The sequence below is a fragment of the Halocynthiibacter sp. SDUM655004 genome (assembly GCF_026015885.1).
Lineage (GTDB): Bacteria > Pseudomonadota > Alphaproteobacteria > Rhodobacterales > Rhodobacteraceae > Falsihalocynthiibacter > Falsihalocynthiibacter halioticoli.
Genome location: NZ_JAPDUG010000006.1, coordinates 24,494 through 42,655 on the forward strand (window position 1 = coordinate 24,494; position 18,162 = coordinate 42,655).

Genomic DNA, 18,162 nt, shown 5'->3' on the forward strand with positions numbered 1-18,162 from the left:
CTATTTCTTGCTGTTCATCATGGTTTGACCCATGAGCGTGTTGCGGCCAGCCATGCCGTTAAGAAGCATGGCCATGAGCATCTTCTTGCCTTCCTCTGACTTTAGATCGAGCTTTGCTTTCGCCGCGCTCGGAGCTGCCATTTTCGGCCCGTTCGGGTTGGCCGTAACATTGGCGTTCGCAAATGGTCCAACGAGCTTAGACATTAGTTACCCCCTTCACGGTAGAGCAATTCACGCTCTAGGTTATCAATGCGATCTAGCGCGTTTTTCAGGGCGCTCGACAGAATACCGAGGTAATCAATCGGGTCGATATGCGTCGAGATGCCCAAGCCAGTAAGTGCATGGAAATCCTCGGCAATTGGCCCGACATGATTGCCGCCATGATCGCCTTCGGGGCGGTGTTCTGGCGTATACTGCCAAACATGAATGGGCATACGCTGGAGCGCCATCGTTGCCGCATTGCCGTTGAGATAGCCCTTAACGGTTTTGAAATTTATAGAACTCTTAATCAAAGCACCGGCGATACTTCCTGCCGCGTTCGCTGTCGCCATGTTTTCTTTTTGCTTCTGCTGGTACTGGCTTAGTTCAGCGTTGTACTGGTTGTTGGCTGCGCCCGAATAGTTGATAGGGTTCGCCGATCCGCTCGGCTGTGATGTTGGAGCCTGATAAGAACCGCCCATAATAGCGGCCAGCTCGGACATTGCGCGAGAACGGGCGTCCGCTTCGAGGCCATAGAGTCGGGATTGCTCTTGACCTGCGGCAATATCTGCATCCATTGCGAGCCGCGAGATCGTGTCTTGGGTTTGGCGCTGCTGCTCGCCATAGGCTTCGTTGAACGCCTCACCACCGACCGGAAGGCCACGCGCTTGCAGGTTGCTAATCAAGCGCTCGTTGCCCTTTTCAATCGTCGGCTCCATCATTGACATATTTCGATCAAAGATGGTTTGCGCAATATCGCCCCTGTCGCCGATCTCGGCCACATCAGGCATGTTTTTCATGCGGTCGTTCAGAACGCTCTTCGTGACATTGACGCTGGCGGGTTCCAGAAGTTGACGAAGTTTTCTTTGTGTGGCGCTTTCTTTCTGCATCACGGCAGCTTGCGCATTGCCTTTCGGCTGTCCCTCGACAAACTTACCTTTGGAGTTTGTATAGCCGTAACGCACCCCTGCCCCAGACGGAGAGTAGGTGTTCAAGCGATTGTATTGCGACTCGGCCTTGGCGACCTCATTTGCATCTGGCGCTTTTGGTGCGCTACCGCCCTTTTTGCCCATCGTAATCAATCCACTTGCAGGTTTCTCGGAACATTTTCAGAACTACCAGCGCGGAACCGTCATGTGCGGCAAACTTTATATATGCCTCTGGGTGAAAACCGAGCTTGGTTGCAAGGTTGAGGGATTGCAGGTTGCTGGCCGGTACGATCACAGAAATCACCGCGCAACCGAGCTGGATGAATGGGTAGTGAAATAAGGTCCGGAGCGTTTCGCGATCCGCCCACGGGCTTCCGGTATCGGCTGCAATGGATACCTCCATATGCACACCGTTAAACCGCTCATAAACAACACCGGCCACGAGCTTATCGCCTTTAATGACGCCTAGTGCCTTGCTTTCCGGAGTATGGACAAAGGTTGGAATACGCTCGGCAACCCACTCGCCAACGATCCTGTCAGCGCCAAACATGACGCTGCCCACGCGCTCTATTACTAAACCACGGCTGCGGTCAGGCTCAGTATTTCCGCCCATGTTGCAGTTACCTCCAAGTGCAGTTGATAGACAGACCCAGAGGCATCGAGTGCGATTTCTTCGTTGATTGATACGCGACCTTGGGGATTGTCGGCAGGGGTTTCAGGATAGAGTGTCACGACCTGCTCGGCCTCGTCGTAGTCGGCTTGTGTGGCGTTGTGGTCGGTCAGCACAAGCGCCTTAACCGTTACGGGGCCGTGCGCGACAATCTGTGGGACGATGTATTCGATCCCGCCGCGCTTTGGCATCCGGAACCAGCTCGACACCCATCGCATTGTGATCGGCGTATCGCCGCCATCGGCCACGAAATCTAGGTGCGCAACGCGCCCGTCGAAGTCTGTCGCGCCGGTTTTGAAACCAAGATTGTGCCACCGGCTCACGGGATAGTCGGCTGTGGACCAGCTCTTGCTATCCAGATTGAAAAGGAACTGTAAACACTCGTTTGTGTCGGTCTTACTGGAGTGGATGATTGCCATAGAGCCGTTCGCGGCTGTGTGGAGCTGCCAATCTCTGTCGTCTTCCGCAAGATGTTTTCGCATTTCTTCGGCGACAGGCCGCGTTAGTTCAGAAATCAGCGCCATTGCACCGTTTGACAGCGAGTTTGCAACAGAAACCAAGCCGCTGACGGTCAAAATCCAACAGTCGGAGCCAACGCGCGTAAAGCATTTTGGCCCAACAGGCGGCGCAACCTTGATGCGTCCGGCTGTTGACCAAGACGTAGCATCCCCTGGGTCAAGCCCTTCATATAGAACGATCTCGCCAGTGGTGGTGACAATGCAAAGCACATCGTTTACCCCCTCCCGACCGTCGATTGTCAGGCTGACAATACTGCTAATTGTGCCGGTGATGTTGCCCAGACGGTCCAGAGGGAAGCGCGTCAGCTCGCCGTTTATCTCGCCAACGCCACCATAATAGAACTCCAGCACACCGCCCTTGCTTTTCCAGAGATAAAGCCGGTCGTGGTGTGCGGTCACACCGTCGAACTCTGCCGGATTAAAGCCCGTGTTCGTCGTCATAAACGAGGGCGAAAAGCTCACCCCGTCATAGAGGAGAATATCGTCCAACCCATCAACAATTACTGCGTGGGAACTGATGTATGCCACGCTGGCCTCGCCGTTGAAGACGCGCGAGAAGATCGTGTTCCCGTCCGTAATTCTTTCGCGATAGGTGGTTAGGTAGGTGCTGTTGCCGCCGAACTCGTAAGGAATCCGTTGAATGGCGCGGTGTCTGCCTTTCGAGGCTCGACCAGAGAAGTTTAGCAAAGGTCGAGTAGTCAACGAGAATCCAGTTGAACGCCAATTCAATAACTCCCCTGCATACATACCTTTAAGCTCGGCGTTCTTGGATTCTGAGAACAATCCGCCGACTGGTAAAGGTATGGTTATTTCTTGTGATTGCCCGTATCCGCTGTTTCGCGCTGCGAGCTGCTGTTGTCGGCGTCTTGCGTAGGACATTACGACACCATCCACTTTCCAGCGCCCAAAGGCACGGCTCCGTGACACTGACCGCTCCGGCCAAGCGAGAACCCACGCGCCCCACCGGCGTCATGGCTTTCTTTGGCGTCCAGCTCGGCTTCGTATTCCGCCGCGTGTTCTGCGTAAGGCTTGCTAAGAGCGCGGCGCAAGCGGTACGTCATGCCAAGCGACAATGCATAATCGTCAACAAAGGCCGGCATATCGTCGTCTTGCGTGAACTCTGGTCGGCGCACCTGTGGCAGAGGGTTGATTTCGCTGTTCGGGTCGATCCGGCGCAGGATTTCGAACGGTCCTTCGTCCCACTCGGCATCGTCATATCCCTCGCCTTCTCCGTATTCGAAACTTGAAGAAGCGCCCATTTCGTTCAGCGCGGCAGAGTCCGTCACGTCCAGAAAGCCATCGCGCGGCACCAGAGGCGCAATCGTGTTGATCGGATCGGCGTTCAAGTCGTAATCGCCTTCGCGGATTTCAGACACAACCGGATAGTTTGAAATGTATTCGAACGACACAAGCGCTGTCTCGCGCGGCACCGGATCAATGAAGAGGACGCCGTTTTTGATCCGCCAGCCCATCGAGGCCGTTACATGGCTGCGGCGCAATAGCCAATTGGCCCAGACTTGCGGCGTTGCTGGCCCTAGAAAGCTCAAATCCCACCCAAAGCGCCCCTCTGTGTGGGGAATGGCGCGGAGGAAGTCAGGCGGCATCTGATAAGTGAACCGCCCAGGAATGATCGAGAAAACCCACGTTGAATGAAATTCACTGAGGCCGCTCGATCCGCAACGCCGCATATACTCGCGCAGAGTGTCTTTTGCAGCGTTGCGCAGGGTACGCGCGATACGGTTGTTTGTGCCAAACAGAGTCGAAGGCGGGGGAGCTGTTGCGTCCCGTTCTGCGGCTTCCCTTGCAATTTCCAGTATCGTGCGCGGCATTTAACGCCCCCTTTACCCTAGAGGGTCAACATCGCCATCGTTTAGATCGGCGTTCCCGTCTGCGGTAATGTCACCGCCGCTCATAAAGCCATCGTCAGGGTCAATGTCTGGCACATCGCTTTCGACCTCGACTGTACCGGAGCCGGACGCGGAAACCCCTGGCATGTGTACCGAATGAACCTGATCCCCGCCGGATTGGACCTGAATCTTTCCGAGCGCCTTGTTTTCGGCTTCCAGCTCGGCGTTGCGGCGCTCAAGAGCTGCGAGGCGTTCCGACAGGGCTTTGCGCTCGACTTCGTGCTTGGCTTCCAGCTCTGCGGTTTCAATCGTTTCGGCTGCATCACCCTTCTGCTTCGTCCAGCGGATAGCGATTTTCTTCGCGGCCATGACTTCGAGGCCCATCTGGTTGATAAGCTCGTCGGGTGTTTCCACAAGGTCTTCGATAGAGCGAAGCCCGTTGATGGTAAGAAGGCCGATTTGCGATTGAGAAATGCCAGGAAGCTCGTGAAGCGGTGTGCCTGTAGTCGGAACTTCGGCATACTGGACAAACATTTGATAGGCGTGGGCAAGCTCTGGGTCAGCCATTGCCTTTTCCGGCGTAATCATACGCGCCGCGACTGTGTAGCGGTCGCCCTTGGGCTGCTTGAACACGACAAGGCGGGTTTCCATCTTCCCGTTTTTCTCTGGCTCGATGGTCGATAGACGGACGCGCACATGAGAAAAGGCGATATTCAAACCACCTTTGGACGCGACAGGAGCGAGGTGATCCGAGAAGGTTTGGTTTGTCAGATCGCGTGATGCGAGGCTGTTGCCACCTGTGTTGAACTGTTGCGAAATATCCATTGGGTGCTTTCTCCGTGAAAAGTGTTGGGATCGAGGCGCGAACGCCTCGACCGTGTTTTCAATGCGTCAATTAGAACGCGAGAACGCCGTTCAGCATCCGGTTGTTGATAACGAAGTTACCCATACCGGCCATGATAACGGTATCGCTGTCCTCTGTGAGAGGGCGACGAGGACCGCCAAGAACCACGTTATTGCGCTTCTTGTGCATAATCAGTTCTATCGAATCCATGTTCAGGAACTTCATGCCAGCATCGGCGTAACCGCCATTGCCGCCATCAGCCACAACGGGCGCTGTCTCAAACATGATGTTGGAGAAGCCGCCAGACGCGAGCTTTTTGTCCATGAAGCGCTGTTGCGATTGGAGCGATTGGTTGTATGCGGAGTAGTAAGTGTTATCCGACACAATCAAATCCGGCATATCTGTGCCACGGCGCAAACTCAGGAAGAGGTTGAGCATGTTTGCATAGATATTGGTGGTGGACACCGCAACGCCGGTGATCGAACGCATGTTGTCCCACCAGCCGTATGTTGTGGAGTTGATGCCGCCAACGGTTGCACCAGCTGTCTCGTTGACCAAGAGGCCAAGACCACCAAACTCCTTACCGGAAGAACCAGTACCGTCACCATATGCGGATTTGTGCATTTGGTTCTGGATGGTCTTTTCCGCGTGTTTGATGCGGGACGCCATCATGTTGTGGATTTGCTCTGGTCCGCTGTTTTGCAGCATTTCGAGTCCACTGATGGAAACGCCAACAGCCCACTGTTTCCACGGAAATTCCGCAGATGTGAGGACTTCTTGACCGGCAACATTCAGAGCCTCGCGGCCTGTGTACCATTGGAAGTTTGCGTTTTCGTCGCCCATGAGAATAGGCGTGGTGATCGTGCGACCGCCACCAATGGTTTTGATCGCTTTACGACGACGAAGCTCATACAACAGAATGTTGTTTTTTGAAACTGCGTCAGCGATCCGCTTACGGCGATGGGCCAGCGTGGTGGTGGCCACTTCGCCCCAATTCGGGTTCGACATGACTAAAACCTTTCAGTCGATAACCGCGCTTTGTCCTTAGCTTTGAAGGCTCGAAAAGTGCCGTATTGTGTCCTCAAGTGAGGCGTCTTCCGGCAGCGCGGGGCGATGGCTGGCTCCCTGGCCGGTCCCATCAACAGATTTGCTCGCTCGCTTCGCCTTGGCGCTTGCGGCGGCTTTGGTTTGAATCTCTTTTGTCATAGATGTTTCTTGAGTTGCGGCAGAAGTGTTGCCACCCCCATAGAGGTCGCGCATTTCCTGATCCGCTTGTGCGTAAATTTCGCGCAAGGTATCTATCGTAACATCTTGATTTGTTTGCGCTTTATGAGCTGCTGCGAGCTGCGAAATACGCGGCGACAGCATGTCAAAATTGCCGTGAACGAGGTTCCCATCGTCGTCGGTTTCGTTCAAGAAACCATCAATCGCGTCTTGCACCTCGCGCTGTTTCTTGCGGTCTGGCGTGTCTGGACCGAAAGAGGGTGCGCCCTCGCCGCCTTCCCCACGGAGGCGTCGATTTTCTTCGATCAGCTCGCGCTCACGATCCGTCATAAACATTTCGTCGTCGTCAAGATCGTCGGAGCTGTCTTGCTCAGAGACTTTCAGGCCAAGGTGGCTTGCGGCTTTTTGAAGAGCTTCTTGCGCGTTATCCCCGCCCACTTCTTTCAAAACCCAAGCCACATACTCGTCAGGCTTTTCAGAGGCGAACTTGTTCAGCTCAAGGAAACGGTCGATTGCCTGTGCTGGCGTTCCACCGTGGCGCTCCAGCTCTTCCTTGTGGGCGTCAAACTTGCCCATCAGCTCGTCATAGCTGGACAGGCGGCGGCTCACTTCTTCCTTATGGTCGCCCTCGATGCCGCCTAGAAGATCGTCATTCGACATAGAACCGTAGTCCGGCCCTTCGCCTTTGTCGTCTTTCGCTGTCTTCTCGGAGGTTTCGGAAGCGTCTTCGTCTTCCGGCTTGGTATCCTCGGCGTCTTCGGAGGCTTTCGCGGCTGCGCCTTTGGTTCGCGCTTCGGCGGCGATCTCTGCGCCCTCTTCGGCGCTTACGGTTTCTGCCAGCTCGGCTGAATCTTCTTCAAGAGGAGCATCAAAGCCGCCATCGTCTTCGTCGTCGTCGGCCATCATCTGATCGAACGCCTCGCGAATATCCTTTTCGGACTCGTCCTCGGCTTCGTCTTGTTCGAAAATCTCGACTTCGTTCAGCTCTTCAAGCGTTTTGTTTGGCATTGTGAAATTCTCCGCATGGGGTTGGGTTGCAAAACTCCCCCTATCGTGGAGACAGGGGGAGCAGAGTTGCGGCGAATTTCGCTAGACGCTTAAATTTCCGTCCAATCGGTTGCGTCAAAGTCTTGTTTTGTAATGGCAAAGCCGTGACCCATGTGTTTTGGGTCGATGTGTCGGCCATCCGTCCAGCCGGTGCGCTTAACGCACTTTCCGGATTGAAGCGCAGCAACGGCTTCGGCTGTTGTCATGCCCTTGGGGGCTTCTTCTTCGGCCTCGGCCTCTGGCTCTGGCGCGGCCTCTTCTTCTGGAGCTGCTGCCTCTGGCTCTGGCTCTGGAGCAGGTTCGGGCTGAGTTACCGCAGGTGCGGCGGCTTCACCGGCAGGAACTTCGGCCTCGATTGCCGCTTGGTTCTCGTTTTCCGCAGGGGTTTGTTCTGCTGTGGCGTCTTGGCCCTCTGTTTCAGGTGTATTCATGGCTTCTCTCCTTGGGTTTCGCTCTGTTCAGAGCAGTTGAGCGCTTGGGCATACATCGCTTTGAGCGCAAATTCGGTGAGGTGGTTCCGTGCTTGGTGCCGTGCCTTCTTGGCTTCGTTTGAAGCTGTCCGGAGCCGGATAGCGGCATCAAGGGAGGCGCAGAGCTGGCCGCAATGCCTGTTGATGGCCTCGCGCAATCGCTGTTCCTCGTCAGATTCCCCTTTTCGCGCGGGGATGATTTCGCGCTCTGCTTTCGACTTCACTTGATTATCTCCACATTGTCGGCCTGAACGTCTGGGCTATCGGAACTCTTCTCCAAATCCCCCACACGCTCGCTCACTTTGAGGTCTGGCGGAATGTTGAGCGGGTCGGTTTCCTCAAATCGCTTGAGGTCTTGGACAATCTCGCGCTCGATCTCGCGTTCGCTCACCGTGTCGTGCTTCACGCCCTCGTCGTATTCGACCAGATCGTTGCGCTTCATGTATTCGCGCTTGTCGTTCCGGCTCCCGATATAGGTGGCTGTATCCGTCTTGCCGGTCATAAAGGGTTCAAACGTGGGCGCGAGCTGCGGCGCAGGGAGTATTTGAGGCGGCGTGTCTTGGGGTTTCATGCAGTTGTGCGGCCAGCGGTTAAGCAGGTGCCAACCTCCGCATGTTTTGCAGAGGCGCGTTCGCCCTGGTTGCCGGTCGAGATCGTCCTTGGGGCCAAAGACGCGCTCGTATTCCTCTTTCGAAAGACCTACCGCGCTCATGCGTCACCTTTCGGGGAAGGCACGATAAGCCAATCCTCGGCGAGCATGTCGGTTTGGGATGCAAGCCAGCCCATGAGGATTTCGCCGGTTGCGGTTTTCATGGTGATCGAGGGCAAAACCTTGGCATGTCCGTCAGGGTTTGAACGCGCCCATGCGGCGTTGTGTTCTGACCAGAAGTTAGAATGGTGAACAACGTGGCCATCCATGCCGCCAGACAGCGCCAACCACATTCCCTTGCCGTTCCATCCAGCTCGCGCGACTTTCTCGCCGTTCTTGACCGCTTCAATCGCTTGCCCGAAGGTTAACCCCTCTTGTTGTGGGGCTTCATCCTCTGCCACCGGCTCATAGGTCTTTTGGAAAACCTCGTTCTTGCAGGGATAGAACTCACCAAGAACGCCTTGAATGATCCAATCCCCTTGCTCGGCCAGCATCACGCCTTCGAGCGTGGAAATAGCAATGGCATAGCCGCGTCCTGGAAGGTCTTCCGTTATGTCGCCATTGCACCAGTCTGCGATCTCTGCGAGCTTTTTGGCGGCTTCTGGGGAGCTTTCGATATTGAGTGGGACTCTAACAGCCTGAATATCGACGGGCTTCTTACGATAGGTGCGTGACATGCAGTTTCCTTTCTATTTTTGGGGGTTCTGCGGGGGTTGTGGCTGGTTCGAGGCGATAATCTTCTGTCCATCCATCACCACATCAGCGGCTTTTTTCTTGGACTCGTGCTGGCGATCTGCCTCGTTGTCGGCCAGCTCCATTTCTTTCAGCTCTTTGGCGGAAGCGGCGCGGATTTTTGCGACCGTGACTTGAATATCTTCCTTCTCCTCTTGCTGTTGAGGTTCGTCGGGAATGTCCGCAATCATCGCTTCGAGGGTGCGCGACTTGGAGAAACCGCGAACACCGAAGAGCAGAAGCTCCTTGATCGTCTTGAAATCAAACTGCCCTGTACCCACGAGCGGCACGAGCTGTTCAACAAAGTTGGCAAACGCGCCCAAGAACTCGATACGCGCCTCCTTGTCGGCCTGTTCATCGGCGAGAATGGTGGAATTTGTCTCAATCGAGATTGTCAGCTTGCGCTTGCGGTCCTGTTTGAGCTTGTCGTGAACCAGCTCCCACGATGTTTCGGCCACCTCTTGCAGCTCTGGCGGCGTAGGTTCGGGCGGCATCTGCGCTTCAAGTCCGGATTGCTGAATGAGCTGCACGATATTCTGATAATCCTGCTGCTCCTGTTGGAACTTGGCTATCAGTATCTCGTTGTTGGCCATCGCCTGTTGGCGCTCTGCCTCGGTCAACGGAATGTCCAACCCGCAAATCTCGGCCAGTGTTGTCGTGTCGAAGTGTTCAACAGCGACTTCAACCATGAGGCGGATCATATTTCGCGCGAAAACGGCCATATATTGCTGGCGATCACTCAAGCGCAAACCGGCATAGCGGCCTTTGATCTGTTGGGCTGTGGCTGTTTCGCTCGGATCGCCTTGCGCTCGCATAATGTCAGACACGCCAGAGGCTTCGAACATCGCTTGCTTGGCTCTGTCGCGCATCGTGTCGAGGGCTTGAAGCGCTTTAATCATCTGGTCAATCGGCAACCATTGGATGATGTTGTTTACTCCGCCCTTCTCGATCAGCCCGACCCAATCTTCGATAGGGATCATCTGGTTCTTGCCGGATAAGAGCTTGCGAACCTCTTCCTTCATGGTGCCAGGGAAGACGCCGGAGACAGAAAGCGCCTCCATAATGTCGAGCATCTTGTTGGTTGTTTCGTCGATCTCGTCGGCGCGACCTTCGTAATACTTAATATCAGGGCGCGGCGTCAGCTCCTTGCCCTTGGTTGTGGCCAATAGCGGCGCTGGCATTGGATAGAAGTCCTCCAGCCCAAGCGGATCATCCTCCATATCGAGGACGCTGACCGGATATTCCTTGCACCACCAGATAACCTTGCGGTTTTCCTTGTCCCAAATCTCCCAAACGCTGACGGTATCGAACGGGGAAACGGTTTTCGCGAAAGTATCGGTCAAATCGCCGGTGTGGCGTTCGTTCTCGCGCTCTTCGTCGCCATCCGCGCGGCTCTGGCCCTTCAATCCCTTCTTCACATAGGATATGGCGTCTGCCTTTTCCTTCCCAAAGCGGCGCGTGATACTGGCGCGGGTCATGGGAACCTCGTAGGCAAGCCACGGCATTTGATCCCATGAATGAGAAGGTGCGAAAAGAAGGCGCTGCCATTCCGAGTAAGAGGTTTTCACGCACTCGTCAGACTTGAACTCCATTTCGATTTCTTCGCCTGTTTCCGGATCAATGAACGGTTGCCCTGTTTCCGGATTCGGGATTTTGACCTTTTCAAAGTCTGCTTTGTAAATGACACGCGCTGCGCCACGACCGGCAATCAAATAATCGTCCCGCGCCCCTGCCATTGCATCATCAAATCCGTCTTCGATCAGGAATTGCGCCACACGCTGCGCGGCTTCGGCAACCATCAGGTCGGTCGGGTCTGTGTGGCGTCCATCGCCACGGAACCGGCGTCGAACAAGCGGCTGTGGTGTTTCCGAGTAAATGAGGGGCTTTAGAACGTCGATATTGGCGTGGATCAACGCTTGCTTGTCGGTAATGCGGTTCGGATCGCCACCGGAAGCGTGTTGGTCGGAGCCGCGACCAGGATCGTCGTCACGCCCGAAATAGGCAATCTCACAATCAAGCGCCTCTGTGCGCCACCGGTTTTCATGCGTCAGAGCTGCGGCAATCTGTTCATCCCAGAACCGATGCTGTTCGTCAGGCCCACGCTGCTGCGCTTCTTCGTCTGTCTCTGCCTCGTCGTGCAGAAACTCGCGCACTGGCTGGTGCGGTATGATCTCGTCACCGTCCCGACCGGCTTCTGTCGCTGAAATCAGCTCGCGTTTCATAGGTGGCCCCTTTTTTCCGTTGGAGCCAAGCTATTTTGGAGCGGTTACGAGTTGCGGCGAATTTGCCAAATCAACCGTTCATCGCTTTCTGGGGCGATGATGATAGACCAAACCGCACTTCGAACACCGCAGCGCAGTAAAGATAACGGCGGGGAATATTTTCCAATCGTGGTCGCAGGTATCCGAGTCAACGCGCGGATCGGGCGTTGAACGCGAGCGGAAATATGTCAAAAGGTGTTTTGCAAACTTTTTCATGTGATTTCTCCTTAACGTCTTCGGCCTCGTTCTCGCGCCCGTTTCTCGGCTTCGTGTCTTGCGTGGAGCTGATCGAGTGTTTCGCCCTCTGGGTCTGGTCCAGTGAACGGCTTACCGGCAATGATCCGATCCAATCCCCGCGCGAAGAGCGTTGCAGGGTCCACCGTGTCGTCATGCTTGGCGGCGGGGAAGGCTTTCAGCTCTTTCTCGAAGGCATCGAGGTAGTTCAGCAGGTATTTTTGCACCTTGTCTCGGTCTGGCAGATACATTTTGCCCATGCTGGCCATCCCCAGAAGCGATTGAGCGCGTTGTTCCTTCGATGTGGAGGACGTGAGGCCCACGCGATTAACGAAAACCCGCTCTTGCTGCATCTGTCGCTTGAGAAATGGCCCCACGCCGTTGATGATCTGCCCACTTTCCTCGAACCAGCGCAGCGGCTTCCATTTGCGCACGAGCCGAATAAACTGATCGACCCACACGTCAGACGTTGTGCGACCGCGCCACATATCGAGCAAATAGATGTTAAACTCAGGATCGACGCCCCAAATCTGATGCACCGTGTAATCCGGATCGTTGTTACCGGCCTCGGCAGTCACCGCGTAATCGGACGTGCCGTAAATCTGCAAGGTTGTCGTGTCGAGCTGCGCGGGGTTGTAGCGCATGATATGCTCGTCGTTGAACATCAGCCCCTCTTCTGGGCTTGGGCGCTGCTGATAGAGCGCTGACCAGATATAACCGCCACGATTTCGGACAGCGGCCCACGCTTTCGCGCCCCATTTGGCTGGCCATAGCCATTCGCCAATCTTCCGGCCCAGAGGATCGTTCTCATGCTCGGCGAGCGCAGGAATGGACAGCACGAACCACTTTTCGCCTGTCTCGCGATCTTTGTACCATCCGGTTTTCCCGTCGAAGTCAGCGGGAAGGATGCGCCCTGCCGGATCGTCCTCATGCCATCGGGTTGTAACAATGAGCTGCTTGCGGCGTCCCTGTAGGCGGGTGAGCAAGTCAGCCTTGTAGGTTTCCCACGCCTCCTCGCGCATGTGAGCTGATAGCGCCATCTTTCGGCCCTTAATCAGATCGTCCATGATAAGCCATTCAGCGGGGTTGCCGTGTGTCGATCCGCCCATGAGGCCGAAACCGTTGTATTCTCCCCCTTCTGTTGTTCCCCACGCTGATTTCGCTTGGCTGTCCTTCGCCAGCTCGGTTTTGAATGGATACTTCGCGTTGCGCACGTAATTGCGTACGATCTTGCCCATCTTGTCCGCAAAGCGCTGCGTGTGAACGCCGGACATGATTTGTGTCTTGGGATACTTGCCAATGAGCCAAGACGGGAAAAGCATGGTGCAGAGGGTGCTTTTCGCCATCCTCGGCGGCAGGAAGACCATTGCGCGGTCAACCTTATCTTCGTCCATCGACTGCAAGAGCTTGCAAATGATCTTGTGGTGCAGCTCCGGCGTAAAGCCGGTCATACGCATGTAGTACGCGAGGAAAGAGTTTTGCGCCTCCCGCTTCTCCTCCTCTTCCAGAAGGTTAAATAACAGCTCCTCTTCGCTGGTGTACTTCATACGGCACCGCTACCCATCCCGCGTTATCTTCAAGCGCTCCTGCAAGACGCGGATTTTCTCTTTCAGATCGTCGTCGTCCATGCTCGCGACTTCATCCGCGCTCAATTCCTCGGCCTTGGGTGTCCCGTCTTCTGTAATATCGCGAGGCCGGTTCCTGTAATCCTCTTCGGTATCAATGGCGCTGTTGTTCCCCCAAGAATAAGGGAAGCGCTTGCGCAGGGTTTCGATAATCAGGGCGGTCTTGGCGTTGGGGTTGCCGATGCTCTCGCGGTTCTTGCGCTCCCACCATGCCTGACAGAGTGACCACGCTTGTTTTAGCGCCTCGTCAAACTCTGGGTGCTGGTTGGCCCACCGATGCAGGGTTGAGCGATGAATACCGATGTTTGCGCACCATTCGGCAGGGAAAGCGCCCTCCTGCCCCAGATCGCGCACCATTTGGCAATGCAGCTCGGCATCATACTTTCGAGCGTTGCCAGCTCGCGGGTCTTCTTCTTCAACCAAAACCGGCAGCTTGTTGAGGTAATTCTTATCCGAAGCCATCTAGTTGAACACCTTTCGCAATCAAAGCAGAACCGACCGACCGAGCGGCGATAGTTCCCACGGTATTCCTGTCGTTTTTTTCGTGACAAAACCACGGCTGTCGAGGGTCTTTAGAATGTTTTCCGCAATGTTTTCAGGAACCCCAAGCCCATATCGAATAGCACGGGTTGCGCTCATGTCTGGGGATCGCTTCAACACGAGGCTTAACGCCTGATACTCGGCTGCGCTGACCTCTTGCGACATAACCGACTTAGGCACATGCCCTCTGCCGGTGCGGGTTGCCATGTAGGTGTAACCGTCACTCGCAGGGTGCCGCCCTTGCGACAAGTTGATCCAAGAACACTCCGATAAAAAAAACGCTGTGTCTGCGAGCTGGCCCACGGCCTTATCTTTCACGCGCGATATTGAAATGTTGCCAGTGAAATAAACGCACCAATCGCCCATCAATGCGCCTTTTGCCCAATCCAAAAGCCCCGATGTGGTCGAGACTTCCGACTTAAAAATTTCGCCCGTCATATCCCCAAATGCCCCTTAGCTATCACTGTTGGTTTCATCCCTCGAAACGCTTATTGCTTTGTCTCGGCGGCTTACCGCTTCCTCGAAATGGTCTTTGCAGCTTCTCAACGATCCGCGTTTGTTTTCCGGCAGGTCGCTAAGTATTCCAGGAAGCCGAACCCCGTAGGGGGCGAGGTTCGAACAACCATCTTTGAAACACTTAGCCATGCCGCTATCAACCTGAAATGCCATAGGAATCTAGTTCAGCTTGCGTCACCAACTCTCGCTCGATCATTTCTCGCGCCAAAACGCCGGTTAGATCGCGCTCACCTACTGGTTCCCCTTTTTTTATGCGCTTTGCGGTGATTTTCGCCTTGTCTGGACGGTATCCGCTGCCAACGCCGGCCTTTCTGCTTGTCTGGACGGTTCCGAGCTTTGCGTTGACCTTCGTGCAAGCCTCGCGCAGCTCGTTACCTGTTGGCCAAGAGCGGCTTTTGCACTCTTCCATCAACACCAGCTCGACTTTCTCCCACCACTGTTGCGGCTCTGGCGCTGCGTATTTGCGCAGAATGGCAAGAAGACCTTCAACCTCGGCTTTCTTGGCCTCGATGTTTTCCGCAATAGCTCGTGGCGCTGAAAGGCGTTGCAAATAAGCGAGAAACCTATTTTTCAGTATGTCTTCGGTCATGTTGAACCCCTTTCTTTTCAGGCTATTTCGTCAAAAATCTTGCGCAGCTCTTCGGCGTACCCTGTCCCTGTTTTTCTTCCGTCCGATTGCGGTGCGGTCGGCGTCAATGCGGGTTGCGCATCAGCTCCGGCAGCTCGCTGCATGGCCGGAGTAAAGAATTTCAGGGAGTTCGGCGGATCGCTGCGACCGTCCATCACGTCAGTAATCACGGCTTCTTGCGCTTCGAGGGTCAGGGAAAGCTCGTCACTCCAGCGCTTTGCTTCCATGAAATCGGTGAAGCCGTAGCGATCAGAACCAACAGCGGCGAGAATCCTTTTTCGATCATCATCAATTGGAATTGAGCGTGAGGAGCCACCACCACCACCATTTTCCGGCGGCTTGCAGTCGGCTTCCATTACTATCCTCTTGGTGGTGGTGGTTATTACTCTCTCTGGTTCTGGTTCTGGTTCTGGTTTTGGTTGGTGTGACTGCGGAGATTGTAAGTTGTTGTTTTTATTAGGTCTGGACCTCTTTTCGCGCTGTTTATCTTGAAGTTTCGCGAGACTTTCGAGTTCTTTTTCGGCTCGATTATTCGTCAGAAACTCGCCTGAAACCTCAACTTTACCGGCGTCAACCAAGTGTTTCCGGATGCTTTTCCACTTCCGAATAGAACACCCAAGCAAGCCAGAAATATATCGAGCATCATCAGGAAGGTTGCCGCCCTGCATATAGATAATGTCCAGAACAACGCGGTAGGCGCACTTCACCTCGAACGGCATCCCAATGGTGCCTTCGATGAAGTCGCGCGGATAAGCCTTATAGTATGGTAGACCGTTCACGCCTCACCCCCCGCAAGGAATGGCTCTCGGCCATGTAGGCGCACTTCCATATCCTCGGCAAAGATGGTTACAGGACGCTCAATCTCGCGATCCCACACGAAACACAGAGCTTTCCCTATAACGCTTTCATCAAGACGCCACACACGGCGCTCGTTGAGCCTGTGAGCGCGGCCCACATAAGTTACCTTGCTGCTATCGAGCTGTTGCACCGCATCCGTCAGGGTGCGCCATAGCTCAAGCGCATCAATGTCCTCTGACACGCGCTCGTGAAGCCTCCTGCGGAAATGCAAGTAGGCTCTCTGGCGTCGATCATCGAGGCTTTCGGTGTTTGGTTTGCGCCAAAACCTATCTCGATTGGGCCTCATATTCACCGTGACGCCCTCCCTTTTGATTTCAGGAGGGGCGCAAGAGCTGCGATCCGGCGCAGCTCTGGCTGCGCGTCGGACGCCTCAAGACGCGCGATAACCTCTTCACTCGACAGTCCGCTATCATTCACCAGCTTTACCGCCTCGATTTGATGTTCGCGGCGCTGCCAGAACAAGGGCTGGTCTTCTGGTGTCTTAATACGCGCGGCCTTCAAGATAGCTTGCAGCAAGCCAGCCTCGGAAAACTTCGGTTCTGTTTTCTCTTCGACCGGCGCAATCTCGCGCTCCGGCTTTATTGGCGCTTGCGGGTCTTTCAGGATGCCGAAGGATTCAGCCGCTGCGTGGAACGCTGGCGCGGAGGGCGTCAAATACCCATCGTCGCGTATTGTAAGAAGCTGGTCGCCAAGCCAATCTGTATCGCCTGTCTCAACGAGCGCGGGAACCTCGCGGCGCAAGTCTTCCCACTTCATGCAGCCGCCATTCTTCCAGAACGCCATAAGCGCCAACACATAAGCGCCAACAGCCTTTGAACTCATGCCTTTGACCGAGTTTTCAAACTCCGGAATATAGAAATAAATGACTTCTTCTTTAACCATGAGAAAACCCCTCGGATTTAACGGCCACAACAGGGGATCGAGCCGAAGTGAAGCGATACGCGGAGAACCTGGACTCCTCTTCCACTCGCTTCTGGTGCCTCTTTTCGGCGTGAATAACCGTGCTGTGATCCCGATTGAACGCCCGACCAATCGCCGTATACGAATGACCGAGCTGTAAAAGGTGCCAAACCGCTTCATTTCGAGCCTCACAAACGCGGAAGCTGCGGTTCTTGGAAACAAGTAGCTGTTGGGAAATCCCGTAAACATCGCATACTTTTTCCGTGATCTCCTCGAAATCGGCTTCAAACACGCGGCTCGAAGGTCCAAGGATTGTCGTCTGGTGTGTCATGTGACTGTCTCCTATTACGCAAACTTGTGAATCTCATTTCCGAACACGTCCCATCCTTTGCGCGGCTGGCGTGAGAAGAGTTCTATTTTCGGAACGTCACCGCAGAGGTGTGACGCGGCCTCAAATGCTTCGTCTGGTTTTCGGGAATGTTCTCGAACCGGCCCCTCAATGACGGAGCGCACGTTCTTCGCTGTCTTCGGTTTGCCTATGGTGCCAATCAGGAATGGCTCACCCGCGCACCGGAGAATGTATCCAGTACCGAACGCTTGCTTGCCGTGAACGGTTTTCTTTGACCAATGGCCGGCGGTTTTGAACTGGAAACCCCAAGCCTTCATCACTTCGAAGGCAATATCGAGTAGCGGGTTTGTTGCCCATAACCACAGAACACTGTCTGGCGCAGAAATTTCGGCAACCGGCATGTTCTTAATGTCTTCTAGAGACATTGTGGAATATTGGCCGCTCGCGCCTTTGCGGGTTATTCCCTTGCGCGACCTCGTTGCAAACGTCCAAGGAGGATCAGCAACGATCAGCCCATATCTGAAAAGCGGAATTTCGCTAATATCGGAATATGAGCTGTCACCCATGCTGCACCCCAATTCGGTACGCGGCTCCATCACATGCCCAACGCTTCTTTATACATTTCGAGGACAGCTTCTTCCTCGGCAATGGAGTCTTTGTCACGCTTGCGCAGAGCGATGATTTTGCGAAGAACGGAGGTGTCATAACCGCGCCCTTTCGCTTCGGCCATCACCTCTTTCTGCTGCTCGGCAATGTCCTTCTTCTCGGCGTCCAGCCGCTCGATCCGCTCAACAAACTGGCGCAGCTCGTCAGCGGTTACTCGATAACTTGCGTCAGCGTTATTCGTATCGGTCTTCATATCGTTTCGTCCTCTGTTGGAAAGTTTTCCCGAAAGTTTTTGAGCCGCCTCGCACTCGAAACGGCCCACCAGCTCGCCAACGCTCCAAGGAGCGCGGCGCAATAAAATTCAAAACGGTAAATCTGCTCTATGCCCCACCAGCCAGATTTCATTTTCGTTCCCTCCTGACCGCGTGAGGAGCGAAAGCAACGGCCCACCCAGAAGGCGCGTGTGATCCGGCCCACCAGTTTTCAGCGGTCGAAGGATCGACGCGAAAAACATGAG

The 18,162-nt window shown here is 54.8% G+C and carries 23 protein-coding genes; all 23 read right to left on the reverse strand.

Going from position 1 to position 18,162, the window contains the following annotated elements; translation table 11 throughout:
- Window positions 1-204: a hypothetical protein gene (locus N9C89_RS15670; protein WP_263954972.1), complete on the reverse strand. Its 204-nt coding sequence runs from the start codon at window positions 202-204 to the stop codon at window positions 1-3.
- Window positions 204-1,271, reverse strand: coding sequence for a hypothetical protein (locus tag N9C89_RS15675; RefSeq protein WP_263954973.1), 1,068 nt, complete (start codon window positions 1,269-1,271; stop codon window positions 204-206). Before N9C89_RS15675 ends, N9C89_RS15670 begins: the two co-directional genes overlap by 1 nt.
- On the reverse strand, window positions 1,252-1,740 hold the full coding sequence (locus N9C89_RS15680; RefSeq protein ID WP_263954974.1) for a GNAT family N-acetyltransferase: 489 nt from the start codon (window positions 1,738-1,740) through the stop codon (window positions 1,252-1,254). The genes N9C89_RS15675 and N9C89_RS15680 overlap by 20 nt, the downstream gene beginning before the upstream one ends.
- Window positions 1,701-3,017, reverse strand: coding sequence for a hypothetical protein (locus N9C89_RS15685; protein WP_263954975.1), 1,317 nt, complete (start codon window positions 3,015-3,017; stop codon window positions 1,701-1,703). Before N9C89_RS15685 ends, N9C89_RS15680 begins: the two co-directional genes overlap by 40 nt.
- A gap of 176 nt (window positions 3,018-3,193) precedes the next feature.
- Complete coding sequence (locus N9C89_RS15690) at window positions 3,194-4,144, reverse strand: hypothetical protein (protein WP_263954976.1); 951 nt, start codon at window positions 4,142-4,144, stop codon at window positions 3,194-3,196.
- Between the two features lie 12 nt (window positions 4,145-4,156).
- On the reverse strand, window positions 4,157-4,987 hold the full coding sequence (locus tag N9C89_RS15695) for a hypothetical protein (RefSeq protein ID WP_263954977.1): 831 nt from the start codon (window positions 4,985-4,987) through the stop codon (window positions 4,157-4,159).
- Window positions 4,988-5,057: 70 nt separating this feature from the next.
- Window positions 5,058-6,014, reverse strand: a complete 957-nt coding sequence (locus N9C89_RS15700) for a phage major capsid protein (protein ID WP_263954978.1) — start codon at window positions 6,012-6,014, stop codon at window positions 5,058-5,060.
- Window positions 6,015-6,050: 36 nt separating this feature from the next.
- Window positions 6,051-7,238: a hypothetical protein gene (locus N9C89_RS15705; RefSeq protein ID WP_263954979.1), complete on the reverse strand. Its 1,188-nt coding sequence runs from the start codon at window positions 7,236-7,238 to the stop codon at window positions 6,051-6,053.
- 89 nt (window positions 7,239-7,327) lie between these two features.
- The gene (locus tag N9C89_RS15710) at window positions 7,328-7,708 is read right to left on the reverse strand and encodes a hypothetical protein (protein ID WP_263954980.1); all 381 of its coding nucleotides are present in this window, start codon (window positions 7,706-7,708) and stop codon (window positions 7,328-7,330) included.
- Entirely contained in the window at window positions 7,705-7,971 is a 267-nt protein-coding gene (locus N9C89_RS15715; protein WP_263954981.1) for a hypothetical protein, read from the reverse strand. Before N9C89_RS15715 ends, N9C89_RS15710 begins: the two co-directional genes overlap by 4 nt.
- On the reverse strand, window positions 7,968-8,459 hold the full coding sequence (locus N9C89_RS15720; RefSeq protein ID WP_263954982.1) for a hypothetical protein: 492 nt from the start codon (window positions 8,457-8,459) through the stop codon (window positions 7,968-7,970). The genes N9C89_RS15715 and N9C89_RS15720 overlap by 4 nt, the downstream gene beginning before the upstream one ends.
- Window positions 8,456-9,073, reverse strand: a complete 618-nt coding sequence (locus N9C89_RS15725; RefSeq protein ID WP_263954983.1) for a DUF2829 domain-containing protein — start codon at window positions 9,071-9,073, stop codon at window positions 8,456-8,458. Before N9C89_RS15725 ends, N9C89_RS15720 begins: the two co-directional genes overlap by 4 nt.
- Before the next feature lie 12 nt (window positions 9,074-9,085).
- A complete protein-coding gene (locus N9C89_RS15730; protein WP_263954984.1) occupies window positions 9,086-11,350 on the reverse strand; it encodes a hypothetical protein in 2,265 nt (754 codons plus the stop codon).
- Between the two features lie 266 nt (window positions 11,351-11,616).
- Window positions 11,617-13,170, reverse strand: a complete 1,554-nt coding sequence (gene terL, locus N9C89_RS15735) for a phage terminase large subunit (RefSeq protein ID WP_263954985.1) — start codon at window positions 13,168-13,170, stop codon at window positions 11,617-11,619.
- Window positions 13,171-13,179: 9 nt separating this feature from the next.
- Window positions 13,180-13,710, reverse strand: coding sequence for a hypothetical protein (locus N9C89_RS15740; protein WP_263954986.1), 531 nt, complete (start codon window positions 13,708-13,710; stop codon window positions 13,180-13,182).
- 21 nt (window positions 13,711-13,731) lie between these two features.
- The gene (locus N9C89_RS15745) at window positions 13,732-14,226 is read right to left on the reverse strand and encodes a hypothetical protein (protein WP_263954987.1); all 495 of its coding nucleotides are present in this window, start codon (window positions 14,224-14,226) and stop codon (window positions 13,732-13,734) included.
- 214 nt (window positions 14,227-14,440) lie between these two features.
- Window positions 14,441-14,893 carry a hypothetical protein gene (locus N9C89_RS15750; protein ID WP_263954988.1) on the reverse strand — a complete coding sequence of 151 codons (453 nt, stop codon included), beginning with the start codon at window positions 14,891-14,893 and terminating at the stop codon, window positions 14,441-14,443.
- A gap of 17 nt (window positions 14,894-14,910) precedes the next feature.
- Window positions 14,911-15,711: a YdaU family protein gene (locus N9C89_RS15755; RefSeq protein WP_263954989.1), complete on the reverse strand. Its 801-nt coding sequence runs from the start codon at window positions 15,709-15,711 to the stop codon at window positions 14,911-14,913.
- Window positions 15,708-15,971 carry a hypothetical protein gene (locus tag N9C89_RS15760; protein WP_263954990.1) on the reverse strand — a complete coding sequence of 88 codons (264 nt, stop codon included), beginning with the start codon at window positions 15,969-15,971 and terminating at the stop codon, window positions 15,708-15,710. The genes N9C89_RS15755 and N9C89_RS15760 overlap by 4 nt, the downstream gene beginning before the upstream one ends.
- A 107-nt stretch (window positions 15,972-16,078) precedes the next feature.
- The gene (locus tag N9C89_RS15765) at window positions 16,079-16,672 is read right to left on the reverse strand and encodes a hypothetical protein (RefSeq protein WP_263954991.1); all 594 of its coding nucleotides are present in this window, start codon (window positions 16,670-16,672) and stop codon (window positions 16,079-16,081) included.
- Window positions 16,665-17,021: a helix-turn-helix domain-containing protein gene (locus N9C89_RS15770; RefSeq protein ID WP_263954992.1), complete on the reverse strand. Its 357-nt coding sequence runs from the start codon at window positions 17,019-17,021 to the stop codon at window positions 16,665-16,667. Before N9C89_RS15770 ends, N9C89_RS15765 begins: the two co-directional genes overlap by 8 nt.
- Window positions 17,022-17,035: 14 nt before the next feature.
- The gene (locus tag N9C89_RS15775) at window positions 17,036-17,605 is read right to left on the reverse strand and encodes an MT-A70 family methyltransferase (protein ID WP_263954993.1); all 570 of its coding nucleotides are present in this window, start codon (window positions 17,603-17,605) and stop codon (window positions 17,036-17,038) included.
- A 29-nt stretch (window positions 17,606-17,634) separates the two neighbouring features.
- Window positions 17,635-17,898, reverse strand: coding sequence for a DUF2312 domain-containing protein (locus N9C89_RS15780; RefSeq protein WP_263954994.1), 264 nt, complete (start codon window positions 17,896-17,898; stop codon window positions 17,635-17,637).
- Between the last annotated feature and the right edge of the window lie 264 nt (window positions 17,899-18,162).